This window comes from Nonomuraea mangrovi (assembly GCF_042681425.1).
GTDB lineage: Bacteria > Actinomycetota > Actinomycetes > Streptosporangiales > Streptosporangiaceae > Nonomuraea > Nonomuraea mangrovi.
The window spans coordinates 277,402-302,988 of sequence record NZ_JBHUFV010000050.1; the positions used below are offsets into that span (position 1 = coordinate 277,402).

The 25,587-nt window shown below is 70.1% G+C and carries 24 protein-coding genes; 14 read left to right on the top strand and 10 right to left on the bottom strand.

All coding sequences use genetic code 11. The features are described 5' to 3' along the window. The first annotated feature begins 82 nt into the window (after positions 1 to 82). Complete coding sequence (locus tag ACFSKW_RS33935) at positions 83 to 877, top strand: alpha/beta fold hydrolase (RefSeq protein WP_379576797.1); 795 nt, start codon at positions 83 to 85, stop codon at positions 875 to 877. Here ACFSKW_RS33935 and ACFSKW_RS33940 read toward each other — a convergent pair. The 3 genes from ACFSKW_RS33940 to mce form a co-directional block, all read right to left on the bottom strand. Further along, positions 837 to 2,075, bottom strand: a complete 1,239-nt coding sequence (locus ACFSKW_RS33940) for an AI-2E family transporter (RefSeq protein WP_379576799.1) — start codon at positions 2,073 to 2,075, stop codon at positions 837 to 839. The two genes, ACFSKW_RS33935 and ACFSKW_RS33940, sit on opposite strands and share 41 nt — an antisense overlap. Before the next feature lie 115 nt (positions 2,076 to 2,190). After that, positions 2,191 to 3,495 (bottom strand): DivIVA domain-containing protein, encoded by a 1,305-nt coding sequence (locus ACFSKW_RS33945; protein WP_379576801.1) that lies wholly within the window; start codon positions 3,493 to 3,495, stop codon positions 2,191 to 2,193. Positions 3,496 to 3,688: 193 nt separating this feature from the next. Then, positions 3,689 to 4,114, bottom strand: coding sequence for a methylmalonyl-CoA epimerase (mce, locus tag ACFSKW_RS33950; RefSeq protein ID WP_379576803.1), 426 nt, complete (start codon positions 4,112 to 4,114; stop codon positions 3,689 to 3,691). A 133-nt stretch (positions 4,115 to 4,247) separates the two neighbouring features. On the opposite strand from mce, the gene ACFSKW_RS33955 reads away from it, so the two are divergent. Further along, complete coding sequence (locus ACFSKW_RS33955; protein ID WP_379576805.1) at positions 4,248 to 5,429, top strand: acetyl-CoA C-acetyltransferase; 1,182 nt, start codon at positions 4,248 to 4,250, stop codon at positions 5,427 to 5,429. A gap of 103 nt (positions 5,430 to 5,532) precedes the next feature. Here ACFSKW_RS33955 and ACFSKW_RS33960 read toward each other — a convergent pair whose 3' ends face one another. Beyond that, complete coding sequence (locus tag ACFSKW_RS33960; RefSeq protein WP_379576807.1) at positions 5,533 to 5,685, bottom strand: hypothetical protein; 153 nt, start codon at positions 5,683 to 5,685, stop codon at positions 5,533 to 5,535. A gap of 170 nt (positions 5,686 to 5,855) precedes the next feature. Between ACFSKW_RS33960 and ACFSKW_RS33965 the strand changes: the two genes are divergently transcribed. After that, the gene (locus ACFSKW_RS33965) at positions 5,856 to 7,517 is read left to right on the top strand and encodes a DUF885 family protein (RefSeq protein WP_379576809.1); all 1,662 of its coding nucleotides are present in this window, start codon (positions 5,856 to 5,858) and stop codon (positions 7,515 to 7,517) included. A gap of 7 nt (positions 7,518 to 7,524) precedes the next feature. Here the strand turns inward: ACFSKW_RS33965 and ACFSKW_RS33970 are convergent, their stop codons facing one another. Then, complete coding sequence (locus ACFSKW_RS33970; RefSeq protein WP_379576811.1) at positions 7,525 to 8,175, bottom strand: DUF4230 domain-containing protein; 651 nt, start codon at positions 8,173 to 8,175, stop codon at positions 7,525 to 7,527. Positions 8,176 to 8,214: 39 nt separating this feature from the next. Continuing rightward, positions 8,215 to 9,549 carry a hypothetical protein gene (locus ACFSKW_RS33975; protein WP_379576813.1) on the bottom strand — a complete coding sequence of 445 codons (1,335 nt, stop codon included), beginning with the start codon at positions 9,547 to 9,549 and terminating at the stop codon, positions 8,215 to 8,217. Positions 9,550 to 9,766: 217 nt separating this feature from the next. On the opposite strand from ACFSKW_RS33975, the gene ACFSKW_RS33980 reads away from it, so the two are divergent. From ACFSKW_RS33980 to ACFSKW_RS33990, 3 genes are all read left to right on the top strand, one after another. After that, positions 9,767 to 10,267: a MarR family transcriptional regulator gene (locus ACFSKW_RS33980; RefSeq protein WP_379576815.1), complete on the top strand. Its 501-nt coding sequence runs from the start codon at positions 9,767 to 9,769 to the stop codon at positions 10,265 to 10,267. 96 nt (positions 10,268 to 10,363) lie between these two features. Further along, entirely contained in the window at positions 10,364 to 11,296 is a 933-nt protein-coding gene (locus ACFSKW_RS33985; protein ID WP_379576817.1) for a tetratricopeptide repeat protein, read from the top strand. A 9-nt stretch (positions 11,297 to 11,305) separates the two neighbouring features. After that, positions 11,306 to 11,935 carry a cytidylate kinase-like family protein gene (locus ACFSKW_RS33990; RefSeq protein WP_379576819.1) on the top strand — a complete coding sequence of 210 codons (630 nt, stop codon included), beginning with the start codon at positions 11,306 to 11,308 and terminating at the stop codon, positions 11,933 to 11,935. Here ACFSKW_RS33990 and ACFSKW_RS33995 read toward each other — a convergent pair. Next, complete coding sequence (locus ACFSKW_RS33995; protein WP_379576821.1) at positions 11,910 to 13,067, bottom strand: phosphatidylinositol-specific phospholipase C1-like protein; 1,158 nt, start codon at positions 13,065 to 13,067, stop codon at positions 11,910 to 11,912. The two genes, ACFSKW_RS33990 and ACFSKW_RS33995, sit on opposite strands and share 26 nt — an antisense overlap. Before the next feature lie 186 nt (positions 13,068 to 13,253). Between ACFSKW_RS33995 and ACFSKW_RS34000 the strand changes: the two genes are divergently transcribed. Then, on the top strand, positions 13,254 to 14,663 hold the full coding sequence (locus ACFSKW_RS34000; RefSeq protein ID WP_379576919.1) for an NAD-dependent malic enzyme: 1,410 nt from the start codon (positions 13,254 to 13,256) through the stop codon (positions 14,661 to 14,663). 132 nt (positions 14,664 to 14,795) lie between these two features. Here the strand turns inward: ACFSKW_RS34000 and ACFSKW_RS34005 are convergent, their stop codons facing one another. Both ACFSKW_RS34005 and ACFSKW_RS34010 read right to left on the bottom strand, forming a co-directional pair. Beyond that, entirely contained in the window at positions 14,796 to 16,199 is a 1,404-nt protein-coding gene (locus tag ACFSKW_RS34005) for an MFS transporter (protein ID WP_379576823.1), read from the bottom strand. 190 nt (positions 16,200 to 16,389) lie between these two features. Then, entirely contained in the window at positions 16,390 to 17,004 is a 615-nt protein-coding gene (locus ACFSKW_RS34010) for a hypothetical protein (RefSeq protein WP_379576825.1), read from the bottom strand. 121 nt (positions 17,005 to 17,125) lie between these two features. Between ACFSKW_RS34010 and ACFSKW_RS34015 the strand changes: the two genes are divergently transcribed. Next, the gene (locus ACFSKW_RS34015; protein ID WP_379576827.1) at positions 17,126 to 17,704 is read left to right on the top strand and encodes a YqgE/AlgH family protein; all 579 of its coding nucleotides are present in this window, start codon (positions 17,126 to 17,128) and stop codon (positions 17,702 to 17,704) included. Here the strand turns inward: ACFSKW_RS34015 and ACFSKW_RS34020 are convergent. Then, complete coding sequence (locus ACFSKW_RS34020) at positions 17,701 to 18,318, bottom strand: TetR family transcriptional regulator (protein WP_379576829.1); 618 nt, start codon at positions 18,316 to 18,318, stop codon at positions 17,701 to 17,703. The two genes, ACFSKW_RS34015 and ACFSKW_RS34020, sit on opposite strands and share 4 nt — an antisense overlap. 122 nt (positions 18,319 to 18,440) lie before the next feature. Here ACFSKW_RS34020 and ACFSKW_RS34025 point away from each other — a divergent pair, with 122 nt between their 5' ends. From ACFSKW_RS34025 to ACFSKW_RS34050, 6 genes are all read left to right on the top strand, one after another. Beyond that, positions 18,441 to 20,021 carry an MFS transporter gene (locus ACFSKW_RS34025; protein WP_379576831.1) on the top strand — a complete coding sequence of 527 codons (1,581 nt, stop codon included), beginning with the start codon at positions 18,441 to 18,443 and terminating at the stop codon, positions 20,019 to 20,021. A gap of 89 nt (positions 20,022 to 20,110) precedes the next feature. Further along, complete coding sequence (locus tag ACFSKW_RS34030) at positions 20,111 to 20,371, top strand: DUF3039 domain-containing protein (protein ID WP_379576833.1); 261 nt, start codon at positions 20,111 to 20,113, stop codon at positions 20,369 to 20,371. Positions 20,372 to 20,504: 133 nt separating this feature from the next. Then, entirely contained in the window at positions 20,505 to 21,386 is an 882-nt protein-coding gene (locus tag ACFSKW_RS34035) for a zinc metalloprotease (RefSeq protein ID WP_379576835.1), read from the top strand. A gap of 26 nt (positions 21,387 to 21,412) precedes the next feature. After that, entirely contained in the window at positions 21,413 to 22,789 is a 1,377-nt protein-coding gene (locus ACFSKW_RS34040; protein WP_379576837.1) for an MFS transporter, read from the top strand. 73 nt (positions 22,790 to 22,862) lie between these two features. Beyond that, complete coding sequence (locus tag ACFSKW_RS34045; protein ID WP_379576839.1) at positions 22,863 to 23,591, top strand: hypothetical protein; 729 nt, start codon at positions 22,863 to 22,865, stop codon at positions 23,589 to 23,591. Positions 23,592 to 23,715: 124 nt separating this feature from the next. After that, positions 23,716 to 25,467, top strand: coding sequence for a DEAD/DEAH box helicase (locus tag ACFSKW_RS34050; RefSeq protein WP_379576841.1), 1,752 nt, complete (start codon positions 23,716 to 23,718; stop codon positions 25,465 to 25,467). Positions 25,468 to 25,587: the final 120 nt, after the last annotated feature.

The window sequence follows — 25,587 nt, forward strand, 5'->3', positions numbered from 1 at the left end:
GGAGAAGTGGTCACGCCGTAGGGCGGATATCGGTATATGCCGCACGGTGATTGTCGAGGGGAACCGGGTTACCGTGAGGTCCGTGCAGCTCTACATGAGATCAGCAGGGACCGGGGTCCCTGTCGTCCTGCTCCACGCCTTCCCGCTCTCGTCGGCGATGTGGCTGGCCCAGCGTGAGGGACTGGCCGCCGCCTGCCGGGTCATCACCCCCGACCTGCGCGGCTTCGGCGGCTCCAGGCTGGGCGACGACGAGCCCTCCATCGACCTCATGGCCGACGACGTCGCCGCCGTGCTGGACCGCGAGGGCGTCGAGCGGGCCGTGATCGGCGGTCAGTCGATGGGCGGCTACGTGACGATGGCCTTCTGCAGGCGCCACCCCGATCGCGTGCTCGGCGTGATCCTCGCCGACACCAAGGCCGGCCAGGACGCTGACCAGGCCAGGCAGAACAGGGAGCGCATCGCGCGGCAGGTCGAGTCCGACGGCACGGGAGTACTGGTCGAGGAGGTCCTGCCGGGGCTCATCGGGACGACCACCAGGGAACGCAGGGCGATGGTCTACGGCAGGGTGCGCGGCCTGGTCCAGGCGGCACCGCCGGGAGCGGTGGCGTGGGCGCAGCGGGCCATGGCGGGACGGCCCGACTCCTTCGACACCCTCGCCGCGCTCAAGACCCCTGCCCTGGTGATCGTGGGCGAGGAGGACAGGCTCACCACGCGGGAGGACGCCGAGGCGATGCTGCGGGCCGTACCCGACGGGCGGCTGGCGGTCATCGAGCGAGCGGGTCACCTGAGCGCCGTCGAACAGCCGGAGGCCTTCAACGCGGCCGTGGCCGCGTTCGTCAGCTCCGAGCTTGACGAGGCAGCACGACCTCGCGGATGATCAGCGCGATCGCGGCCGCCACGGGGATGGCCAGCAGGGCCCCGACGATGCCCAGCAGCGCGCCGCCGAACAGCGCCGCGATGACGGTCACCGCGGGGGCCACGTCCACCGAGCGCTTCATGACGCGCGGGTAGATGAGATAGTTCTCGACCTGCTGGTAGACGAGGAAGAAGATCGCGCACGCGATGCCGAGCGGCACCGACTGCAGGAACGCCACGCCGCTCACCAGCACCGCCCCGATCGTCGCGCCCACCAGCGGGATCAGGTCGGTGAGCGCGATCACCAGCGCCAGGGCCAGGGCGTAGCGCGCCCCCGCGACGGTCAGGAACGCCCAGCTCAGCACGCCCGCGATGACGGAGATCAGGACGTTGCCCGCCACGTAGCCGCCGATGCCGTCCAGGATCTCCTCGGTGATGGCCGCCGTCCTGGTTTGGCGCGAGGCGGGGACCAGCTTGAGCAGGTACTCCTTGATCGAGTGCAGGGAGCCGAGGAAGTAGAGCATCAGCACCAGCAGCGTCACACCGGTGAACACCCCGTCCAGCACCACCAGGCCGGCACCGACCAGCCCGCCCGCCAGCGAGGGGGCCAGCGTCTCGGTGACGAACGAGGCCAGCTTCGGAAGGAGCTGGTAGTCGGCGTCCAGCTGCCTGAGCGTCGGGTTGGCCATCAGCTGGTCGAAGTAGCCGGGCACGGCGGCGATGAAGTCGGCCGACTCCTTGCTCACCGGCGGCACGATGGCCAGGCCGAACAGCACGAACATCACGATGACGCCGGCGAACACGAGCGAGATCGACGTCCGCCGCTTCATACGCCGCCGCTGCAGCGCCTCGACGGCCGGGTTGAGCCCCGCCGCGAGGAACATCGCCACCACGATGAGGATGATCACGCTGAGCGAGTTGGTGATCAGGTGACCGATGGCGATCGCCGTCAGGACGCCCAGCCCGCCCACGAGGCCGAACAGGAACGGCCCTCTGGCCAGCGGCTTGCCCGGCATCCCGTACGGCAGCGCGCTCTCCACCAGCCCGCCTGCCGCGTCCTGGCGAGATGGCACGGCCTCCTTCGGCCCTTCTTCCCCGTCCTGGCGCGGCGCGGACTGCTTCGGCTCCCCGGCCGTGTCCTGGCGCGGCGCCGCCGCCTGCCGCTCCTCCTCCTGGGTTCCCTGGTCAGGGGACACGGGCTCGTCGACGTTGGCGGTCACGGTGGCTCCAGGAGGGAGGGGGCGAATCTGGGCAAGCCGTACAAGACAAGAAGAGAGCCTAGCGACCTCAAGGTCACCAGGCTCTCTTCAGCCGTCGATCAGCCCCCGGATCGGATTACTCCTGCCACCACTCCGAGTCGTCGTCACTCGCCTGCTGCTTGGCCGACGCCGTGGCGGGCGCCGGCGTGGGCGCCGGCTTGTCGTTGCCGTTGGACGACGAAGGGGCCAGGGCCGGCTTCGGCGGAGCGGCGGTGACGGCGGGCTCGGGCTCCATGCCAGGAAGGGGCGCGCCGCCGAGCAGCTGGCGCAGCTGCGCGAGGTGGCTGGTGATGCTGTCGCGCTGCCTGGTCAGCTCGTCGACCTGGCGCTGCATGTTGGTGCGGGTGCGCTCGGCCTCGGCCTTTGCCTCGCTGACGATGTGCTCGGCGCTGGCCTTGGCCTCGGCCGCCACCTGGTCGGCGTTCTTGCGGGCGTTGGCGACCAGTTGCTTGGCGTGCGTGTCGGCCTCGCGGCGGGTCTGCTCGGCCTGCTGGGTGGCCTTGGTGGCGCGGGACTCCGCGGTCGCGGCGCGCTGCTCGGCCTCGGCGACCAGCTTCTGCGTGGCGGCCTGCGCGGTGGCGTGGCGCTCGGCCTCCTGGCGCTCGGCCTCCTCACGGCGGGAGGCGAGCTGGATCTCGAACTCGGCCTCGTCCTGGGCCCGCTTCGCCTCGGACTCCTCCAGCACCCGCTGGGCCTGGGCGCGCATCTCGTCGGCCTGGCGCTTGGCGGTGGTGAGGACCTCGTCGCGCTCCCGCTTGGTCGAGGCGCGCAGCTGGGCGACCTCGCGCTCGGTGGTGGTGCGCAGCTTGGCGATCTCGCGCTCGGCGTCGGCCCGCTTCTCCGCCACCTCGTGGTCAGCCGTGGCGCGCAGCTTGGCGGCCTCGCGCTCGGTGGTGTTGGTCAGCTCCTCGGACTCGCGCCGGGCGGTCGAGCGGATCTCCTCCGCCTCGCGCTCGGCGGTGCCACGCAGGTCGTCCGACTCGCGGGTCGCCTGGGCGCGCTTCTCTGCCGCCTCGCTCTCGGCGGCGGCGCGCAGGTCGGCCGCCTCCACCTTGGCGTGCGCCTTGATCTCGTTGGCCTCGGACCTGGCGGCCTGGACGAGCTCGGTGGCCTGCTCCTCGGCGAGTCGCAGCAACTGCTCGATGCGGGCGCCTAGCCCTGAGTAGGTGGGGCGCTCCTGCTCCTGGAGCTGGCGCTGGGAGTCGGAGAGGTCGCGCTGGAGGCTGGTCAGCTGCTCGCGAGTCTGGCGCAGTTCGTTGTCGAGCTGCTTGAGGTGGTCGTGGACCTGGTGCCGGTCGTAACCACGGAGCACCACGTCGAACTCGCGTGCTGGGGCGTCCTCGAAGAAGTTGTTGAGCTGGGCGTCGATGTCGGACTGCATGGAGGCTCGATCCTGGGTTGTCGAGACGGCTACACGGGCCGGACGGGGGAGGGTTCGGGAACATCCGAGCCTGGAGCCCGCTCCTGGCAGCACGCTCCACGTCCGGTCGAAGGCCAGCGTACTCCGCTGATGCCGCCTTGGAGGCCCCGTCCAACTATCTGCGTTACTAGTTACATACGAACCTTTTTTGCGTTCAGGGTTGAGGGGCGGCTTGCACCAGCTCCGTGAGCATTCCTCCCACATCCTTCGGGTGGAGAAACGCGATCGACGAACCCATGGAGCCATGCCTCGGCCGCTCGTCCAGCAACCTGACGCCCTTCGCGCCGATCTGTTCCATGGCATCCGCCACGTCCGGCACCCCGAACGCCACGTGATGCACCCCTTCGCCGCGTTTGGCGAGGAACTTGCCGACCGGTGAGTCGGCCGACAGCGGCTCGAGGAGCTGGATGTAGGAGCCGCCGCCCTCGCCGTCGGCGATGTGCAGCATGGCCTCCTTGACGCCCTGCTCCTCGTTGGTCTCGCGCGCCACGACGGTCAGCTCGAAGGTCCGCTCGAACAGCGCGATCTTCTCCTCCAGGTCGTGGCAGGCGATCCCGATGTGATCGATGCGCATAAACACGTGTGTCCCGCCTCCATGGTGGCCGTCGGATCCGTCGTATGGGATGAATCTATGGGAACCGGCCCCCTGGGGCGTTTCCCATGCCGATGGGTATCGTGTCAAACGTCCCCGCGTGTGCACAGGAGGCCCTGTCATGTCTGGTTCCGTCATCGTCGCCGGAGCTCGTACCCCCATCGGACGCCTGCTCGGCTCCCTGTCCGGCCAGCAGGCCGTCGACCTGGGCGGTCTGGCGATCAAGGCCGCGCTCGAGCGCGCTGGCGTCTCGCCCGAGCAGGTCGAATACGTCATCATGGGCCAGGTCCTGCAGGCCGGAGCGGGGCAGATCCCCTCCCGCCAGGCCGCGGTCAAGGCGGGCATCCCGATGACCGTGCCCTCGGTGACCATCAACAAGGTCTGCCTGTCCGGCCTGGACGCCATCGCGATGGCCGACCAGCTGATCCGCGCCGGCGAGTTCGACATCGTGGTCGCGGGTGGCATGGAGTCCATGACCAACGCCCCGCACCTGCTGCCCGACCTGCGCAAGGGCGTCAAGTACGGCGGTTCGCAGATCGTCGACTCGATGGCGCACGACGGCCTGTTCTGCGCCTTCGACCAGTGCGCGATGGGCGAGTCGACCGAGCGCTACAACGCCAGGCTCGGCATCGGCAGGGCCGAGCAGGACGAGTTCTCCGCCCGCTCCCACCAGCTGGCCGCCGCCGCCATCAAGAACGGCGTGTTCGACGAGGAGATCGTCCCCGTCGAGATCCCGCAGCGGCGCGGCGAGCCGGTGATCGTCAAGGATGACGAGGGCGTACGCGGCGACACGACGGTGGAGACGCTGGCCAAGCTGAGGCCCGCCTTCGCCGCCGACGGGACGATCACCGCCGGGTCCGCCTCGCAGATCTCCGACGGCGCGTGCGCCGTGGTGGTCATGTCCAAGGCGAAGGCGGAGGAACTCGGGCTCACCTGGCTCGCCGAGATCGGGCGGCACGGGAACGTGGCGGGGCCCGACGCCTCACTGCAGTCGCAGCCGGCCAACGCCATCAAGCACGCGCTGGGCAAGCAGGGGCTGTCGGTGGAGGACCTCGATCTGGTGGAGATCAACGAGGCGTTCGCCAGCGTGGTCATCCAGTCGGCCAAGGAGCTCGGCCTGCCGTACGACAAGGTGAACGTCAACGGCGGCGGTATCGCGCTGGGTCACCCGATCGGCGCCTCGGGAGCGCGGATCGTGCTGACGCTGGCGTACGAGCTGAAGCGGCGCGGCGGCGGACTCGGCGCGGCGGGGCTGTGCGGGGGCGGCGGACAGGGCGACGCTCTGATCATCCGCGTTCCCTAGGACATCGCCTTCCCTGAGGACGGGCTCGCGGGGCAGGAACCCGGTCAAGGAAAAGGGAAAGCCCGGCCGCTGAGGTGTTGGCGGCCGGGCTGTCGGACGGGGATCATGCGGCGCGGAGGCGGGCGAAGAACGAACGCTGGCGGCGCTCGGCTCGCGGCGCCTTGCGGGCCTCCCTTACCTGCCGCTCGTGCGCGGCGGCGGCGTGCAGATCGTTGATCCTGCTGCGCATGATCTGGAAGTTGACCTCGGGGTTCATCCGGTGCTCCCGTGATGTCGTGTTTCTTGCTGACAGTCTCTAGATTCGTGCTAAGTCCCACCCCGCCACATCGGACGGATGCCTTATCTCCCGGTCTGGCCCCGGCTCAGGGATGCCTAAGGCGGGGCGGTGGACGCCTAGGCATACGTGAAACAGGAGGTCGGTGCGGGATGGCGGACGCGGGCAAGCTGCTCAGGGATCTTGCGGAACGGTTCTGGGAGTGGCGCGTGGCCACCGCTCCCGACACCTCTGACGACATCACCAGGGTCGAACGCCCGCCGGGCTGGACGCCCGACTGGTCGCCCGCCGCGGTGGCGGCCAGGCGTGAGGCGTGGCGCGGCTTCGACGCCGAGCTGCGCGCGCTCGACCTGGCCGGCGAGCCGGTCGAGGTCAGGGTGGACGCCAGGCTGATGGGGTCGGCGCTGGCCAGGGTCAGGTGGGAGCTGGACGTGCTCGCCGCGTGGCGGCGCAACCCCTGCTTCTACGTCGACCAGGCGCTGGTGTCGGTCTACAACCTGCTGCTGCCCCCACCGCCGTTCACCGCCGAGAGGTCGGCCTCGATCGTCAGGGTGCTCGGCGCGATCCCCTCGGTGCTCGGGCAGGCGCGCGAGAACCTGGAGGGGCACGCGGCCGCGCCGTTCGCCCGCTCGGCGATGGCGCTGCTCGACGACGCCGGCGAGCGCCTGCGCGCCGCCATGTCCGCGCTGGCGCCCCTCCTCGAGTCCGGGAAGGGCTCCGGGGGCACAGGGAAGGGGCTGCTGGAGGCGACGGAGGCGGCCGTGGAGGCGCTCGACGGCTTCAACCGGTGGCTGGGGGAGCGGGTCGGGTCGTTCGCGTCGGAGACGGCGGTGGGGGCCGAGGGGCTGGCCTTCTTCCTGCACAGGGTGGCGCTGCTGCCGTACGGGGCCGAGCGGCTGCGCGCCATGGGCAGGCAGGAGTGGGACAGGGCGGTGGCGATGGAGGCGACGCTGCGGCACCGCCACCGTGACGCCGGTGATCCTCCGCTGCCGGCCGACGCCGCGGCACTGGTCGAAGGGGAGGCGGCCGACGAGCGTGCCGTCCGGGCCTTCTACGTGGACAGGGGGCTGCTCAGCCAGCCTGACACGCTGCGCCGCTACCGGTTCGCCGAGATGCCCGCCTACCTGGCGCCGCTGGCGTGGCTGGGCGTCCCGCACGAGATCGGCGTCGAGTCGCGCCCTGACGCCGACGCCTTCAGGTACGTCGAGCAGCCCAGGCAGGACCTGCCGTACTTCGAGCTCGCGGCGGCGCGCGACCCGCGCACCCAGATCGCGCACGAGGGCGTCCACGCGCAGCAGCTCGCGCTGTCGTGGCGGCACCCCGATCCGGTACGGCGCCGCTACTACGACTCGGCGGCCAACGAGGGCATCGCCTTCTACCACGAGGAGCTGATGCTGCAGTCGGGGCTGTTCGACGACGCTCCGCACAGCGCCGTGTTCGTGGCCAACGCGATGCGGTTGCGGGCGTTGCGCGTGGAGGTGGACCTGGCGCTCGCGCTCGGCGACCTGACTCTGGACCGGGCGGCGGACGTGCTGGCCGAGGCGGTGCCGATGGACAGGGCCACGGCCTGGGAGGAGGCGGTCTTCTTCTCCGGCAATCCCGGGCAGGGACTGAGCTACCAGATCGGCAAGCTGCAGGTCCTCGACCTGCTGGCCACGGCCGTGCGAGGGCAGGGCGAGGCGTTCGACCTCGGAGCATTCCACGACCGGTTGTGGCTGGAGGGCAACGTGCCGCTCTCGCTGCAGCGCTGGGAGCTGCTCGGCCTCGCCGATCACATCGAGGAGGCCGACAGGCTCGCGGACGGGATCGCGTAGGGAGCGGTCAGGTGGCGGGCGCCGCGCTGACCGTGACCTTGGTGAAGCCGAGCGACTTCAGCAGCCCCTCCAGCATCGCCTTGGTGTTGGCGTCGGCGCGGGCCCGCAGGTCGCTGGAGACCGCCGCCTCGGAGATCTTCTTCTCGGCCAGCACGTACAGCTCCTGCTGGTTCTCGGGCGAGGACGACAGGAAGCCCTGCACCCTGTCGAAAAGCCCGCGCTGCTGGGCGAAGACGTAGGAGCGCTTGTTGTCGAGGTTGGCCTTCTCGAGCTGGGCGGCGGGCAGGCGCACGGTGACCTCGGTGCGGTCGGCGTTGACGGTCACCGCGTCCTTCGCCAGCGACCCGAAGTCGACGTAGGCGTCGACGTTGCCCGCGCCGACGAACAGGGTGCGCGATCCCTTGACCGCGTCGGGCAGGAACGGCGCGTCCTTCTCCAGGTCGACGACGACCTGGAAGGAGCCGGTGGCCGCCTCGAACCTGGCCAGGTCGTGGATGGACTGCAGCAACACCGGCTGGCTGCGGTCCACGGTCCGCTCGTCGAAGGGATTGAGCCACGTCCAGGCCAGTCGCGCGCCCACCATCAGCAGGACCGCGAGCACCAGCAGTCCCGCCACATATCGCCAACGCCTGCGCTTGGCCACCGTCTGAACACTCATGCAGACACCCCTGCCCTCATAGAAACAGTGTCTACATGATCAACGCCAGCTCTGAGGTGACATCTCCGGACCCCAGCTCGCTCCGCTGGAGGTCGGATAGACGGGATAGCTCTGGGTGGCGCTCGGCACCGGCGAGGCGACGGCGGGACCGCCGCCGAAGTGCCTGGCCGACAGGTGGCACGACTGGAAGTCGGTGTAGAACATGCGCAGCCACTCGCGGCGCTGGTGCTCGGTCAGCCCGGAGAACCAGGCGGCGGCGTACTGGTGCTCGGTCAGCGGCCCGCCCGGCAGCGGCTCGCCGCGCAGCCACGCCATCACGATCTCCCTGTAGCCGCCCGCGGACGTGTCGGAGCAGGTGGCGGCCAGGCTCTCGACGAAGTCGTAGGCGACCTGGTCGGCGAAGCCCGCCGACAGGTCGGGCACGTGGATCGGCACGATGCCGGTCGAGGCGCGCAGGCTCTCGCCCAGCGGGCGCTGCTCGACCCTGGTGAACGCGGCGGGCGTCCCCGACAGCTTGGAGGCGATCTTGGTGAACTCGTCGCCAACCTCCGTCAGCCCCGCGCGCATGCCCGGGTGCAGGCAGACCGTGATCGGCCACTCCTGGCAGCTGTAGACCAGAGGCTGCGCGCTGGCGGCCTTGGGCTCGGTCACCAGCCGCGCCACACCCGTGCCCGCCGCCAGAACGGCCAGCAGCGCGAAGGCCAGCACCAGGGCCTGCCTCGTCACCGCCGCCGCCCAGCCGAGCAGCAGGGCCAGCGCGATGCCCAGCAGCCACAGCGTCTGGTCGAGGAAGGCGGCTCCGGCCAGTCCCTGGAACAGGTCGTAGGGCTCGCCGGTGCCGGGGGCGAGCTTGTCGACCCACGTCCTGCCGTCGGCCAGCCAGGTGAACAGCCCGTAGCAGCCCAGGCCCGCCACCAGCGGCGTCGCCGCGCGCGGTACGAGCCAGCCGGCCACCCACCCGATGACGGCGTAGAGGGCCAGCCCCGCCATGCCCATGCCGAGGCCGGCGAGGTTGAGCCGGCCCGCCTGCTCGGTCAGCACGGTCTTGACCGCCAGGACCAGCACAGTGGCCGTGAACGAGCCCACGACCACGACCACGATGGCCAACGGCGCCTTCAGCGCGATCCACGTCGAGACCGCCCTGCCGCGCAGCGCACGGCGCTTGCGGGCGGCGACCCACGCCGCGAACGCGGCGGCGACGGGACCGGTCAGCTTCAGCGACCCGATCACCGCGACCACGATGTTCTCCCATGCGTCGACGCCGGGGATCAGGACGCTCCAGGCGGCGACCAGACCCAACGCCAGCAGGACGGCCGTCGTGACGGCCGCGCTCTGCTTCAGCTCCTCGCGCGTGACGCCGGCGTGCTCACGCACGGCGAAACCCCCCGCTGAAATACATCAAGCACCCCCCGTGCCCCATCAGCGACCGCGGAACACCGGCTCATGGCCGTCCCCTGGGCTCCGCGTCACCGTTTCGTGCGAGAACCATAACTGAGCGTGATGATTAGCGCCCGGGTTCTTGGTCAAGCGGTGAATATGGTTGCGCTGAGTAATCATACGAACCAGGACGAGGGCACGCTAACGTAACGGTGTGTCGCTCAACCTGCCGTTCGATCCCATCGAGCGCGCTGCTGAGACCTGGCGTGTTCACTTCGGGCCGTCCTCCGCCATGGCCGCGGTCACTTCGATCATGAGAGCGCACCAGATCCTGCTGTCGCAACTGGACTCGCTCCTCAAGCCGTATGACTTGACCTTCGCCAGATACGAAGCGCTCGTGTTGTTGACCTTCAGCAGAACAGGCGCCCTCCCGCTGTCCAAGATCGGTGAGCGGCTCATGGTGCATCCCACCAGTGTCACCAACACCGTCGATCGCCTGGAGAAGGCCGGTCTGGTCGTGCGTCTGCGCAATCCTCGCGACGGCCGAGGGGTCCTCGCCCAGATCACCGGCAGGGGGCGGGAGATCGTGGAGTCCGCGACCGCCGATCTGATGAACGCTGACTTCGGCATGACCATGTACGGCGAGAGCGAACTCGACGACATGTTCGGCCTGCTCCGCACCCTCAGAGTGGCGTCGGGTGACTTCAGTGCCTGATGGTCGCGCCCGCCTCGGCCTCCGTTGGCTCCTTCGTCGCTCTCTCCGGCCGGGCTCCTGCGCTTGGTGCGGCGGCGATGCGGCAAGATGAGGAGCATGGCTGACATCTCTAGGCCCGGCTCGCTCTACGGAGCGGTGGATCTGGGCGCCAGGAAGCAGGCGTTCGAGGCGCAGGCCAGGCGGGAGGCAGCGGGTCCCCAGGCAGCCGCGTCGGTGGTCGACGTCACGGACGAGACATTCACGACCGACGTCATCGACAGGTCGATGAGCGTCCCGGTCATCCTCGACCTCTGGTCGCCGCGCGCCCCCGGCAGTGCCCAGCTCAGCCCCATCCTGGAGAAGGTCGTCACCGACCTCGGCGGCAGGGCGACGCTGGCCAAGGTCAACGTCGACGCCAGTCCCCAGGTCGCGCAGGCGCTGCGGGTGCAGGCCGTGCCGACGGTGCTGGCCATCTTCCAGGGTCAGGCGGTGACCGGCTTCCAGCAGGTGCTGCCCGAGGAGGAGGTGCGCCGCTGGCTCGACGAGCTGATGGGCGCGGTCGAGCAGTTCTACGAGGCCAACCCCGACGCCAGGCCGCCGGCCACCGAGCCGGGCGCCGCCGCGCCCGAGGCTCCTCCCGTCGACCCCGACCTCGCCGCGGCCGAGCAGGCCATCGACGAGGGCGACCTCGACGCGGCCGCCGCGGCCTACGAGCGCCTGCTGGCCCGCTCGCCGGGCAACGAGGACGCCAAGATGGGTCTGGCGGGGGTGGGCCTGATCAAGCGCACCGCCGAGGTCGATCCCGCCGACGTGCAGCGCCGCCTGCAGGATCCCGCCGACATCGAGGCGCAGCTGCTGGCCGCCGACATGGAGATGCTCTCCGGCAACGTCGAGGAGGCCTTCGACCGGCTCGTCGGTTTGGTCAAGCGCACCTCGGGCGAGGAGCGCGACACCGTGCGCAAGCACCTGCTCGGTCTGTTCGACGCGCTTCCTGCCGACGATCCCGCTTTGGTCAAGGGACGTAGAGCGCTTTCGAGCGCGCTGTTCTAGCCTGGAGGCATGCGGGTCGTCACCATCTCGGCGACGTACGGCACGGCTGGGAGCATCATCGGCCCGGCCGTCGCCGAACGCCTTGGCGTGCCCTTCGTCGACAGAGCGATTCCCAGCGCGGTGGCCCAGGAGCTCGGCTGCTCGCTGGAGGAGGTGCTGGTCCACGACGACAGGGCGGAACACGGCCTCGGACGGCTGCTCTCAGGGGCGATGCGGCTGCCGACGGTCACCTTCGGGGGAGTCGACATGTACCTGCCGGGGGCGATGCCGCTGGCGCCGGAGGAGTTCGTCAATCGCATCGAACGCATGATCAAGGAATCCGCCCGGTCCACGGGCGGGGTGTTCCTCGGTCGCGCCGGCGCGCTGGTCCTGGCCGAGCATCCCGGCGCCCTGCACGTTCGTCTCGACGCGCCGTTGCGCAGGCGGGTGCTCCAGACCGCCTCGCTCGCCGACGTGTCCGAGCGGGCGGCGCGCAAGCTGGTGGAGGACAACGATCGGGCCAGGTCGGCATATGTCCGGCATTTCTACCGGGCCGACCCGGCCGATCCGCAGCACTACCAGCTCGTCCTCGACAGCACCATGATCCCCGTGGGGGCCTGCGTCGAGATCATCGTCACGGCTGCTGAGGCGCTTGCCTGACGCGAGGCTCCAGCGTGTGGTCGCGGCAGCCGCGCTGCGCGATGACCGGGTTGCAGCGCGCGGTCGCGCCGCCCGGCAGCTCGGCCACGTAGTCGGTGCCGTTGCGCGCCGACAGGCCGACCACGGGGAAGTCCGTGCTGATCATCTGGGCGCCGCTGTCGAGCGCCGCCTTCAGCCGCGTGGTGTCGCCCGACCTGGCCTCGGTGAACGGGACGTCCGAGCGGGTGCGGACGTAGTAGCCACGCCGTACGAAGTCCTGGATCTGGGCGGTGTTGGCGCCGAGCGGGTCGTTCCAGCCGATGAAGGCGGCGTCGGGGCGGCCAGGCCTGGAGTTGGTGAACAGGACCCTGCCCTCCAGGTTCGGGTGGCCCGTGAGGTAGGGCGTCTGGACGGCGGGCGCCGAGTTGTCCATGAAGAACATCACCTTGCCGCGCGAGGACTCGAGGCGCGGCCAGCCGTGCTTCAGCACGCTCTCCTCCAGTGACAGGCCCGGCTTGCGCAGGTCGTCGGCGGTGATCAGTCTGTCCTCGGAGAACACGGTGCGGATCTCCGCGTCGAGCGCGCCGAGCAGGGCCGCGTCCCAGGCGGGGCTCTTGGCGCCGCCCATGGCCTCCTTGGCGGGGTCGGTGCTCTTGAGCTCGGTGAGGATGGTCAGCGGGACGTGCCCGGGGTTGGCGTCCGACCAGTCGCGCACCTGGCGCAGGCAGGCGGCCAGTGTCGAGCAGTTGGTGCCGTAGTCGTGGTCGGCCCAGTGCAGGACCTTGAAGCCGGGCGCGGCCAGGCTCGGGTCCTGCAGCGGCGGCAGCCCCGCGTCCCTGCGGACCAGCGGCTTGGTGTACAGGCCGCCCTGCGGGTCGGGGAAGACGTCGAGCTCGATCCCGCGCACCCGCTGCGTGCCGAACTGGTGCGGGATGGCGGGATGGGAGTACTGCAGGTTCCACCAGTTGGCGTCCGTCTTGCGCTGAACGTCCTTCTCGGCGTCGGTCAGTTCGCGGTGGTAGCTGTTGTGGGTGGCCATGGTCTGGATCTGGTTGATCCTGACGTCGGACCTGCCGGTGGTGCCGACGGCGGGGGCCGCCGACGTCAGTACGGCCAGTGCCGTCGCGGCGAGCAGGGCGGTCACGCGGGACATGGTGCTCCTTGAGGGGTTCGTGGGGGCGCCTCAGACGGTTGCCTGGGACGGTGAACACCCGATCAAGAAAGAGTTCTCCCTTTCCGGAAATGTCCGTAAACAAGCTCGTAAAGGCTGCTGTCGAGAGGACTCGTCGGAGGTGGCACCATGGATGCATCCTTGGTCAGGCGCAAAGGAGCGATAGACGTGGCCACCGTCCCGAGCGTGTCCTACTCCATCACCGTGCGGCTCGAGGTGCCGGCGGGAGGCAAGGCGGTCAGCCAGCTGACCCACGCCGTAGAGTCGGCCGGTGGCGTCGTCACCGCGCTCGACGTCACCAACGCGGGTCACGAGAAGCTCCGCATCGACGTCACCTGCGCGGCCAGGGACACCGACCACGCCCAGCAGATCGTCGACCAGCTCGAGGCGGTCGAGGGTGTCGTCATCCACAAGGTCTCCGACCGCACCTTCCTCATGCACCTCGGCGGCAAGATCGAGATGAAGTCGAAGGTGCCGCTGCGCAACCGTGACGAGCTGTCCATGGCGTACACGCCGGGCGTCGCCCGCGTCTCCATGGCCATCGCCCGCAATCCCGAGGACGCGCGCCGCCTCACCATCAAGCGCAACAGCGTCGCGGTCGTCACCGACGGCTCGGCCGTGCTCGGCCTCGGCAACATCGGCCCCGCCGCCGCGCTGCCCGTCATGGAGGGCAAGGCGGCGCTGTTCAAACGGTTCGCGGGCATCGACGCGTGGCCGATCTGCCTCGACACGCAGGACGTCGACGAGATCGTCTCCATCGTCCGCGCCATCGCGCCCGGCTTCGGCGGCATCAACCTGGAGGACATCTCCGCGCCGCGCTGCTTCGAGGTCGAGGCCCGCCTGCGCGACCTGCTCGACATCCCGGTCTTCCACGACGACCAGCACGGCACCGCCATCTGCGTGCTCGCCGCGCTGACCAACGCCCTGCGTGTCGTCGACAAGCCGCTCGAGGACGTCCGCATCACGATGGCGGGCGCGGGCGCGGCCGGCACCGCGGTCCTGAGGCTGCTGCTGGCCGCGGGCGCGCGCAACGTGATCGTCTGCGACTACCTGGGCGCCGTCCACCGCAACCGCGAGGACCTCGACGACTCCCTGCGCTGGATCGCCGAGCACACCAACGCCGAGGGCTACTCAGGCGACCTGCGCGGCGCGGTCAAGGGCGCGGACGTCTTCGTCGGCGTGTCGGCCCCCGGCATCCTGAACGGCGACGACATCGCCACCATGGCCTCGGACGCGGTCGTGTTCGCCCTGGCCAATCCCGAGCCCGAGGTCTCGCCCGACGACGCCCGCGAGCACGCGGCCGTCGTGGCCACGGGCCGCTCCGACTACCCCAACCAGATCAACAACGTGCTGGCCTTCCCCGGCGTCTTCCGCGGCCTGCTCGACGCCCAGGCCACGGAGGTCACCCAGCAGATGCTGCTGGCGGCGGCGGGGGCGCTCGCCGCGGTGGTGACGCCCGAGGAGCTCGGGCCCAACTACATCATCCCCAGCGTCTTCCACCCGGACGTGGCCACCGCCGTGGCCGCCGCCGTCCGCGACTCGGCCGGCGGCCGGGCTCGCGGCTTCACCGAGGCCTGATCCGGCCCGGAGGCCGGAGCCTCCTGGCTCGTCACCGCTGCCCCGCCGTGTCCAGGGCAGCAGCCGAGAAGCCGCTCTCCCCGGGTCTTCGTGCCCGGGGGAGCGGCGACGGTCGTGCGGCCGGAGCGCGGGTCATTCCGAGGCGGCCGGCTTCCGCAGGGTGGCGCTCACCGCGATGCCCAGCAGGACGAGGGCCGCGTTGACGAGGACGGCGACCCGGACGCCGCCGAGGACGTCCGCGTCCACCGACATCGCCGCCGTGACGACGGCGCTCATGACCGGGATGCCCATCGTGATCCCCACCTGCTGCGTCATCGTGGCCAGGCCGGTGGCCAGGCCCTGCTCGGAGTCGGGCAGGCCCGAGGTGGCGGTCACCATGAAGCCGACGATCGCGAGCATGTTCCCGACGCCGCCGACGAAGGTGGACACCAGCAGCAGCCAGATCCACTCCTGCGAGGTCCCGAGCAGTGCCAGCGAGGCGGTCGCCGCGGCCTGGACGGCGAAACCGGTGATCAGCGTGGCGCGGCTGCCGAGACGGGCGATGACGCGGGGAGCGCCGACGCCGCCCACCACCGTGCCGAGACCGAGCACCCCGAACGCGAGCCCGGTGGCCAGCGCGGAGTAGCCGAGCACCTTCTGCAGGTAGAGCGTCATGAGGAAGACCAGCGACGTCTCGGTGGCGAAGGCCAGGAGCCCGGCCAGGTTGCCCCACTTGACGCTCGGCCGCCTGAGGATCGTGACGGGCACCAGCGGCGAGGCGGCCCTGCGCTCGGCGAACCAGAACGCCACCAGCAGAACCGCGCCGGCGGCGAGCCCGCCGAGCGCGACGGGCGAGGCGAAGCCGTACTCGCCGGCCTGGGTGAGGCCGAAGACGAGCGCGAGCAGCCCTGCGGTCACGGTCACCGCGCCGGGGACGTCCATCGTGGGCCGCCGCTCGTGCCTGCTCTCGGCCAGTACGGCAGGCGCCGCGACCAGGACGGCGAGCGCCACCGGCACGTTGATGAAGAACGCCCAGCGCCAGCTCAGCAACTCGGTCAGCACGCCGCCGAGCACCGCGCCCGAGGTGAAGCCCGCCGACATCAGCGCGCCGTTCAGGCCGAGCGCCTTGTCGCGCAGGGGACCCTCGGGGAAGGACGTCGTCAGCAACGACAGGCCCGCGGGTGTGACGATCGCGGTGGCCAGGCCCTGGGCGACCCTGGCGACCAGCAGCATGCTCGGCGAGGTGGCCAGCCCGCCCACCAGGGACGACAGGCCGAGCAGCGCCATGCCGCCGAGGAAGAGCCGCCGCCTGCCGAACAGGTCGGCGATGCGGCCGAACAGCAGCGTGAACCCGGCGGCCGCCAACGCGAAGGCGGTGGCGATCCACTGGAGGTTCGACAACTGGAAGCCGAGGCCCTGTCCGATGACGGGCAGGGCGACGTTCAGGATCGAGAAGTCGACGGCGAGCATGAACTGGGCGCCGAGCAGCAGGACGAGGGTCAGTTTCTGCCGGCCCGCCATCGTGGTGGCGGGAGCGCGCACGGCCAACGTGGTCATCAGCATCCCCTTAATGGGTCGCAAGTTCCTTTAAGATGGAGCAGACAGTAGCACGCTCGCGGTCGTTAAGGGAACTGCAGACCCATTTGGCTGCAACGGGGGCCTGGGGGTAGTACGGCGAGTGCGCGCGGCCGGACAGGCGCGCCGCGGCTCGCCGTGTGACCAGCCGTGCGGCCGGGACCAGGGCGGGCTACGGCTTGAGCTTCGGGTAGCGGCGGCGCGGTGTGCGGGTGCCGGTGAGCGGTCCGTCGGGCGTCTGGCGCGGCCAGATCGACCCGTACCACCACACGATCCCGCCCATGAGCACCAGCCCGGCCCCGGTCGCCAGCTTGCCCATCAGGTCCGCGGGCGGCCCCGTGTACGGCAGGCGCCCGTCTCCGTCCCGCCAGTTCTCCCAGCGGCCGTGCCCCCAGTCGTCGTCACCCCATCCGCCTCCGGACCGACGGCAGCTGTTGTACACCCGCTGGGAGTCGACCAGCTTGTCGTCGGAGTCGCCGCCCACGTAGTTGGCCTCGATGTTGGCCGACCTGCCGCGGGCGAGCGGCACGTACACCGTCGTGCTCCTGCGCGCCCGCACCGTGCCGCGCTCCACCAGGTGGTCGTCCTTCTGTACGGTGAACCCCGCCGCGTAGTCGCTGTTGCTCCTCAGGACCACGGCGACCATGTTCGTGTCGCACTTGGCGTCGCTGAGCGACATCGTGAAAGGGTCGTTGTCGTGCGCGGAGACGGCGGTCCCCGGTGAGAAGAGTTTCGCCCCGATCGGAACGGACAGCGCGAGGAGGGCCAGTCGGCTTCCGGTGATCATGGCTCCTCCCGAGCGCGCAAAGATTACGATCTTTGCTACCTACGGTGCCCATTTGTGTTCGCTCTGTAACATCGCGAACCCGGGGGCGCGGGATGGCCCGTGCACCGGTCATGATGGATGCATGGCGGAGGCGATCTACGTCGGCGGGTTGTTGGTGGCGACGCCACTGCTCGACGATCCCAACTTCCGGCGGAGCGTGGTGCTGATCCTCGAACACGACGTCGACGGTGGCACCCTCGGCGTCGTGCTGAACCGGCCGAGCGAGATCGCCGTCACCCAGGTGCTTCCGGTGTGGGACACACTCGTGAGCGGGCCCGCCGTCCTGTTCGAGGGCGGTCCCGTGCAGACCGACAGCGCGCTGGCGCTGGCCGCGGTGCCCAGCGGGGAGGAGCCGCTGGGCTGGCGGCGGCTGCACGCGGGCACGCCGTCGGTGGCCAGGCTCGGCACCGTCGACCTGGACGCGCCGCCGGAGATCCTGGCGGGGGAGATCGCCCAGATGCGGATCTTCGCCGGTTACGCGGGGTGGACGTCGGGCCAGCTGGAGAGCGAGATCGCCGAAGGGGCGTGGTACGTCGTCGACTCGGAGGTGGGCGACACCTTCGACGCCGATCCCGGTCGCCTGTGGCGTGCGGTGTTGCGCAGGCAGCGGGGTGAGCTGGCCTTCGTCGCCACCCACCCCGACGATCCGACGATGAACTAGCCGGCCAGATCCCACCCGGGCAGGAAGCTGCGCTCGGAGAGGGCGAGGCAGGCCTCCACGCGCCCCAGCATCTCCTGCGTGTTGGTCACCTTCGGCCGCGGGCACTCGAAGCCGACGCGGATCGTCGCCATCGCGTAGGCGACGACGAGGTGGGGGAGCTGGTCGGTCTCGGCGTCGAGGCCCTGGCGCCGGGCGATCTCGACGGCCAGGCGCCGCTCGGTCTCGACCCCGCGCGCCACGCTCCTGCCCGCCAAGGCGGGATTGCTCTCGAGAAGCTGCTGCATCTTGAGGAATCTCTCGTTCTCCTCGGGCGTTGCCTCCCTGAACACTTGCATCATGGTTCGCAGGGCACGCAGGAGTGCGGTGTAGGGCGGCTCGTCGTCAGGGCACTCCTCGAGGGCCTCGGTGAGAAGCTCCTCACTGTTGTCGTGGAACCACAGCACGACGTGTTCCTTGCTGGTGAAGTAGCGGAAGAACGTCCGGGCGGAGACTTCTACCGACCCCGCGATCTGCTCGACCGTGGTCGTCTCGTATCCTTGTTCGAGGAACAGGTCGAGCGCCGCGTCGAGAATCGCCAGACGCGTCTTCTCTTTTTTACGCTCCCGTAGCCCCATGGCCACCTCCCTGTCACAGTGTGCCATATGTCGGAAGATGGCAAACAAACCCATTTGTCATCTGTCAGTCTGTGCCATAAATTACTCAGGCTACCGAATCGTCAGTACTTAGGGGGACTCCCATGGCTCAAGCCAAGACCGTGGCGGCGCCATCGCCGTCTGCCGATGAAGGGGATGCGAAGGGCAGTCCATGGTTGACGCTCCTGGCGGTCTCGCTTGGTGTGATCATGGTCATGCTCGACGGCACCGTGGTGGGCATCGCCAACCCGGTCATCGGCAGGGAGCTGCAGGCATCTCTATCCGACCTCCAGTGGGTGACGAGCGGTTACCTTCTGGCCCTGGCGGTCTTCCTGATCACCGCGGGCAAGCTGGGTGACCTGTTCGGCCACAAGCGGATCTTCCTGATCGGTGTCGCGGGCTTCACCGTGACGTCGCTGGCGATCGGCTTCACCGGTTCCATCACCGCGCTGATCTTCTTCCGTGTGCTCCAGGGCCTCTTCGGCGCGCTGCTGCAGCCCGCCGCCCTCGCCCTGCTCCGCAACGCCTTCCCCGGCCCCAAGCTCAACCAGGCGATGGGGGCGTGGGGTGCCATCATCGGCCTGTCCAGCGCCGCGGGGCCGATCGTGGGCGGCCTGCTGGTGGAGAACGTGAGCTGGCAGTCGGTCTTCTTCATCAACGGCCCTGTCGGCGTCGCCGCCCTGATCATGGGTGTCGTGATCATCAAGGAGAGCAAGTCCCGGCTGCTGTCGAGGGTCGACTGGCTGGGCGTGGTGCTGCTGTCCGGCGCGATGTTCTCGCTGATCTGGTCGATCATCAAGGCCCCCGAGTGGGGATGGGGCGACGCCAAGACCATCGGCTTCCTGATCGGTTTCGCGGTGCTGACGGCGGTGTTCATCTTCTGGCAGACCGCGGCGCGCACCCCGCTGGTGCCGCTGTCGATCTTCAAGAACCCCTCGGTCTCCATCGGCACGGGCCTGATGATGATGGTGGCCTTCGCGATGTTCGGCGCGATGTTCTTCCTGGGCTTCTTCTTCCAGGGCGTGCACGGCCTGACCCCGCTGGAGGCGGGCCTGCGCATGCTGCCGATGAGCGCCGGGATGATCATCGCCTCGCCGCTGGCGGGCATGGCGATCGGCAAGCTCGGCCCGAAGATCACGATGGCGTCCGGTCTGCTGATCACCGCCCTGGCGATGTTCCTCATGTCCCGCCTGGGCGTCGAGGCCACCTTCGTCGAGAGCGGCATCCCGTTCCTGGTGCTGGCCTTCGGCCTCTCGCCGGTCTTCGTCGGCGCCACCGAGATCATCGTGGGCAACGTCGACCCGCAGTACGCGGGTGTGGCGGGCGGCGTGCAGCAGTCGGCCATGCAGGTCGGCGGCGCGCTCGGCACCGCCATCCTCGGCGCGGTCATGGCCGGCGAGATCGCCGACAAGCTGCCCGGCCACCTCGGCCCCGCCGCGCAGGCGATCAAGCCGGAGCAGATGCACCTGCTGGAGAAGGCGGCGGCCTTCGGCACGGCCCCCACCCAGGGCCTGCCCGCGGAGGTCGCCCAACTGGTCACGACGGCGGTGCACAACTCGTTCATGGACGGCATGCACCTGGCGTTCCTGGTGAGCACCGGCGTCGCGATCCTCACCGCGGTCCTGGCGCTGTTCGTCAAGCGCGGCAGCGCGCCGACCGAGGGCGCTCCCGTCCACGTCGGCTGAGATCGCGCCTCCCGTACGGCTCCCGCCACCCTCGGCGGGAGCCGTCTCCTTTTCATGGACGGGCTCCGGATCGGCATAGACTCGATGGCGTGAGCACGAAGATCCTTCCCGAGCAGGAAACGACGCCGCGGCTGTCGCACGGCGACGGCGACCACGAGCGGTTCGCCCACTATGCCGACAAGCACAAGATCACCGAGAGTATGGTGACCGGCACGCCGATCCGCGCTCTGTGCGGCAAGGTCTGGGTACCCAGTCGCGACCCCAAGAAGTACCCGGTATGCCCCGAATGCAAGGAAATCTATGAGGGCCTGCCCAAGGGTGGCGGCGACGGAGACGACAACAAGCAGTAACACTCAGTGAGTGTCGATCACGGGTGATCGCCCCACGGTGGAGCTAAGGTCGCGATATTGACCAGCTCATGCCGTATCGGGGGATCGCATGGCTCGGCGCGCGTCTGCCGCTGCTCTGATGTGCCTGCTCGCAATGATCGGGCACATTGTCGTACCACCCGCGGACGCGTCCGCGGCCACATCTGAGGGCTGCTGGCCCGCCGTGCCGGACGGGCACGGCCGGGCCGAGCCTGGCCATGCGTCCGTCGCTGGCGTGCTCGGCGACCTCGGCCAGCGGCTGCGCAGGCTGCAGGCCGCCCCTCCCGCCGTCGTCACCGTGCCGACGTGGGTCCACGTGCTGACCGACGGCCAGTTGCGGCCGACCGACGAGGCGGTCCGTGCCCAGGTGGCCGTCATCAACGCGGCCTACGCAGGCCAGTACGGCGGCGTCGACACCGGCATGCGCTTCCGCCTCGACGGCGTGACGGTGACCAACAGGCCGCAGTGGTTCGCCAACCCGCTGGCCAACGACACCGCGATGAAGACGCGGCTGCGCCAGGGCGGGTCCGACACGCTCAACCTGTACATCGGCCAGCTGACACCGCTCATGCTCGGCTACTCGACCTACGCCTTCTGGTACCAGGCCATGCCCGTCAGCGACGGCGTCGTCATCGACTGGCGCAGCCTGCCGGGCGGCACGCTCGCCAACTTCAACAGGGGCGCGACCGCCGTCCACGAGATCGGGCACTGGCTCGGGCTGTTCCACACCTTCGAGAACGGCTGCACGGGCACGGGCGACGGCGTCGACGACACCCCGTTCCAGGACCAGCCGACGGCGGGCTGCCCGGAGGGCAAGGACACCTGCGCCCAGCCCGGTCTCGACGCGATCCACAACTACATGGACTACAGCTTCGACGCGTGCATGACGGAGTTCACCCAGGGGCAGGCGGTCCGCATGCACGAGATGTGGACGGCCTACAGGGCGGTGGAGAACAGGGAGGCCGCCGCTGCGGAGGGTACCGAGCCGGCCAGGTGAGATTTCGGTGCAACTAGGATGTTGGGGTGACAGCACCGAAGACTCCCGACACTCCATACGCACCCCCTCGCATCTTCGGTCCTGAGTACCGCACGGCCACCGTCGGCATCCTGCTCTGTGTCACTCTCGTGGCCTTCGAGGGGATGTCCGTCGGCGTCGTGATGCCCGCGATCTCGCGCGAGCTCGACGCCCTCGACCTGTACGGCATGAGCTTCTCCGCCTTCCTCATCGCCGGCCTGTTCGCCAACGTCGTGGCAGGCCTGTGGTCGGACAGGAAGGGTCACGCGCTGCCGTTCGTGGCGGGCGTCGGGCTGTTCGTCGTCGGCATGGCGCTGGCCGGCGCGGCGGGCAACAAGGAGCTGTTCGTCCTGGCCAGGGTCGTGCAGGGGCTCGGTGGTGGCTCGACCATCGTCGCCATCTACGTCATGATCGCCCGCGTCTACCCGCCCGAGGCCAGGGGCAAGGTCTTCGCCGGGCTCTCGGCCGCGTGGGTGGTGCCCGCCATGGTCGGCCCGGCCGTGGCGGGGCTCGTGGCCGACTCCGTCGGCTGGCGCTGGGTGTTCTACGGCATCTGCCCGCTCGTCGTGCCGGCCCTGGTCATGCTGCTGCCCGCGCTCAGGCAGAGCTCCCACGAGGCGGCCGAGCCGGAGCCGGGGGCGGCGCTGCGGATCCTGTCGGCAGCCGCCACGGCGGCGGGCGCGGGCCTGCTGCTGTTCGGCATCGACAAGCTGCACGCGGCGCCCCTCGCCGGCGCGCTGGAGACCGTCGGGGGCCTGGCCCTGCTGGCCATCGGACTGCCCAGGCTGCTGCCCAGAGGAGCGCTCAGGCTGGCCCGAGGCCTGCCCACCACGATCATGATGCGCGGCATGTACTCCGCCGCCTTCTTCGGCGTGAACTCCTTCATCCCGCTCGTCCTCATCCAGGTCCAGCACTTCGGCACCACGCAGGCGGGCATCGCGCTCACCACCGGCGCGCTCGGCTGGTCCACCGGCTCCTACCTGCAGAGCAGGCGGGCCCACGCGCCCGAGAAGCTCCTGCGCCTCGGCGCCACCGCCGTCCTGTTCGGCGTCCTGCTCACGATGCTCACCGCGCTGCCCTCCTTCAGCGGCTGGATCGCCGTGCCCGCCTGGATCGTCGCGGGCCTGGGGATGGGCATCGCCGTCACCACGGTCAGCGTGACCATGATGAAGCAGTCGCCCGAGGCGGAGCAGGGCAAGAACTCCGCGGCGCTGCAGGTCATGGACACCCTCGGGTCCGCTCTGGCCATCGGCGTCGGCGGCGCCCTCATCAACCTGATCGGCCACGCGCCCGACCGGATCTCCGTCGGGTTCGTCGTGATCGCGCTTCTCATGGGCGCCGTCGCGCTGACGGCCGTGGTCGTCGCCTCCAGGATCAGGTCCTGAACTCATTTCCCCCTCGCGTCCCAGCGATCACGAATCCTCTGATGGCGGCGTGAAGGAGTGATAAGACGGCGGCATGGAGGACGATCGCCGGGTGTGGCCGCCGGGTTCGCAGGATCCGGAGGCGCCCTGGAACCCCCGGCTCAGGCGCACGGTGGAGCGGTCGGCGCCGGAGCCGTTCACCGAGCCGCTTCCGCCGTCCGCCCGGTTGTACGGCGCCCCCACCGCGCCCAGGAGGGCGGGTGGCGGGTGGCGTGCCAGGGCGGGGGCCGTCCTCGCGCTGGTCGTGGCGGGCGGGATGGTGGCGGGGCTGGTCGTGGTCGTGCTGCGGCTGGCCGTACCGGAACGGGCCCAGGCGGCGCGGCTGAGCGACGCGGCGGCGGGCGTCACGATCCCGCTGCCCGAAGGGTGGCGGGAGGATCCCGTGCCGCCGGTCACCGGCTTCACCTCGGCCGCGCGTTCGGCGGGCGGGGCTCTGGTGATGGCCAGGCCGAGCGAGCCCGCCGGGAGCGCCCCTGGCGCCGCCGCCAGGGCCACCGCGGAGGCGGCCGAGCTGTACTCGCGCCTGCTGCTGCACGGCGACAAGGTGACCGTCGTCGAGGACAGATCCATCGCGATCGGCCCATACAGTGGGCACACGCGTTCGCTGCGCGCGGAGTACAAGGACGTGGTGAACCAGCCCGCGTATCTTCGAGTGATGCTTCTCACGAAGCCGGGGAGGAGTGTGGTCGTCGTCGGCCTGCTCCAACCCGACCAAACCCCCAGCAGGCAGGCGCTCGAGGCGGTCATGACGAGCGTGCGATAAGCCCAATAGCACGCAGAGGTGAGCTTGGCCAGGATCCCCATAGCACGGCACGTCTTGTCGGTGCCCCCGATTACCCTTGGGTCACTGTGAGAGAGCGAAGCACACGAGTCCCAGAGGTGATGGCGTGAGTACGTTCGCGGCATCCCACCTGTCGCCCTCCTATCCCGACCGCGCCGCATGGGGCACGGCGACCAAGCTGCGTGCCTGGCAGCAGGAGGCGTTCGACCTCTATTTCCGGCGCGAGCCACGGGATTTCATGACCGTGGCGACCCCCGGAGCCGGCAAGACCACCTACGCGCTGCGCATCGCCAGCGAGCTGATCGCCCAGGGCGTGATCAGGGCGATCACCATCGTCACGCCGACCGAGCACCTCAAGCGGCAGTGGGCCGACGCGGCGGGCAAGGTCGGCATCGCGATCGACCCCGAGTTCAAGAACAGCCAGGGCACCACCTCGCGTGACTACATCGGGGTCGCGGTCACCTACGCCCAGGTCGCCATGCACCCCGCGCTCCACAGGGCCCGCACGGAGGCCCGCAAGACGCTCGTCATCTTCGACGAGGTCCACCACGCGGGTGACGCCAAGTCCTGGGGCGACGGCATCAGGGAGGCCTTCGAGCCCGCCACCCGCCGCCTCCACCTGACGGGCACGCCGTTCCGCTCCGACGACAGCCCGATCCCCTTCGTCGAGTACGCCGACGACGCCGAGGGCTTCAAGCGCAGCGTCTCCGACTACTCCTACGGCTACGGTCCCGCGCTGGCCGACGGCGTCGTCCGGCCCGTCATCTTCCTGGCCTACTCCGGCGAGATGAAGTGGCGCACCCGCGCCGGCGACGAGATCGCCGCCACGCTCGGCACACCGCTGACCAAGGACCAGCTCTCCCAGGCGTGGCGGGCCGCGCTCGACCCCAAGGGCGACTGGATCCGCCAGGTCATGCAGGCCGCCGACCGCCGCCTCACCGAGGTACGGCGCGGCGTCCCCGACGCGGGCGGCCTGGTCATCGCCACCGACCACGAGGCGGCCCGCGCCTACGCCCGTCACCTGCGCAACATCACCGGCGAGGGCGCCACGGTCGTGCTCTCCGACGACCCGGGCGCGTCCAAGAAGATCAAGCAGTTCGCCGCCTCGCAGGACCGGTGGCTGGTGGCCGTCCGCATGGTCTCCGAGGGCGTCGACATCCCGCGCCTGTGCGTCGGCGTCTACGCCACCTCGACCTCCACCCCGCTGTTCTTCGCCCAGGCCGTCGGGCGTTTCGTGCGCGCCCGCAAGCGCGGCGAGACCGCCTCGGTCTTCCTGCCGTCCGTGCCGACCCTCATGGGGCTGGCCAACGAGATGGAGGTCGAGCGCGACCACGTCCTCAACAAGCGCCCGCCGGAGGACGGCCTCGACGACAGCCTGCTGGACGACGCCAACCGCAAGAAGGACAATCCTGACGTCCTCGGCGACGAGTTGCCGTTCGAGACGATGGAGGCCACGGCGACCTTCGACAGGGTGCTGTTCGACGGCGGTGAGTTCGGCACCGGCGCGGAGGTCGGATCGGCCGAGGAGGAGGACTTCCTCGGGCTGCCAGGACTGCTGGAGCCCGACCAGGTGGCCTCGCTGCTGCGCAAGCGGCAGGCGGACCAGCAGGCCGCCAAGCGGCGCGCGCCCAAGCCGGCCGAGCCCGTGCTGTCGCCGCACGAGCAGCTGGCCGAGCTGCGCAAGGAGCTCAACGGCCTGGTGGGCGCGTGGAACCATCGCACGGGGCAGCCGCACGGAGTGATCCACTCCGAGCTGCGCCGCGCCTGCGGGGGGCCGCCGATCGCCCAGGCGACGGGCGAGCAGGTCAAGGAGCGCATCGACAAGATCCGTCACTGGGCGACGCAACGCTCCCGATGAACGCGCGCAGAAGGGCGGCCACCGAGGATCACCTGGTGGCCGCCCTTCTTCGTGGCCTGGTCAGAGCACACCGGTCGTCCCGGAGCGGTGGGGCGATTCAGCGCCCCGATCGAAGGGACG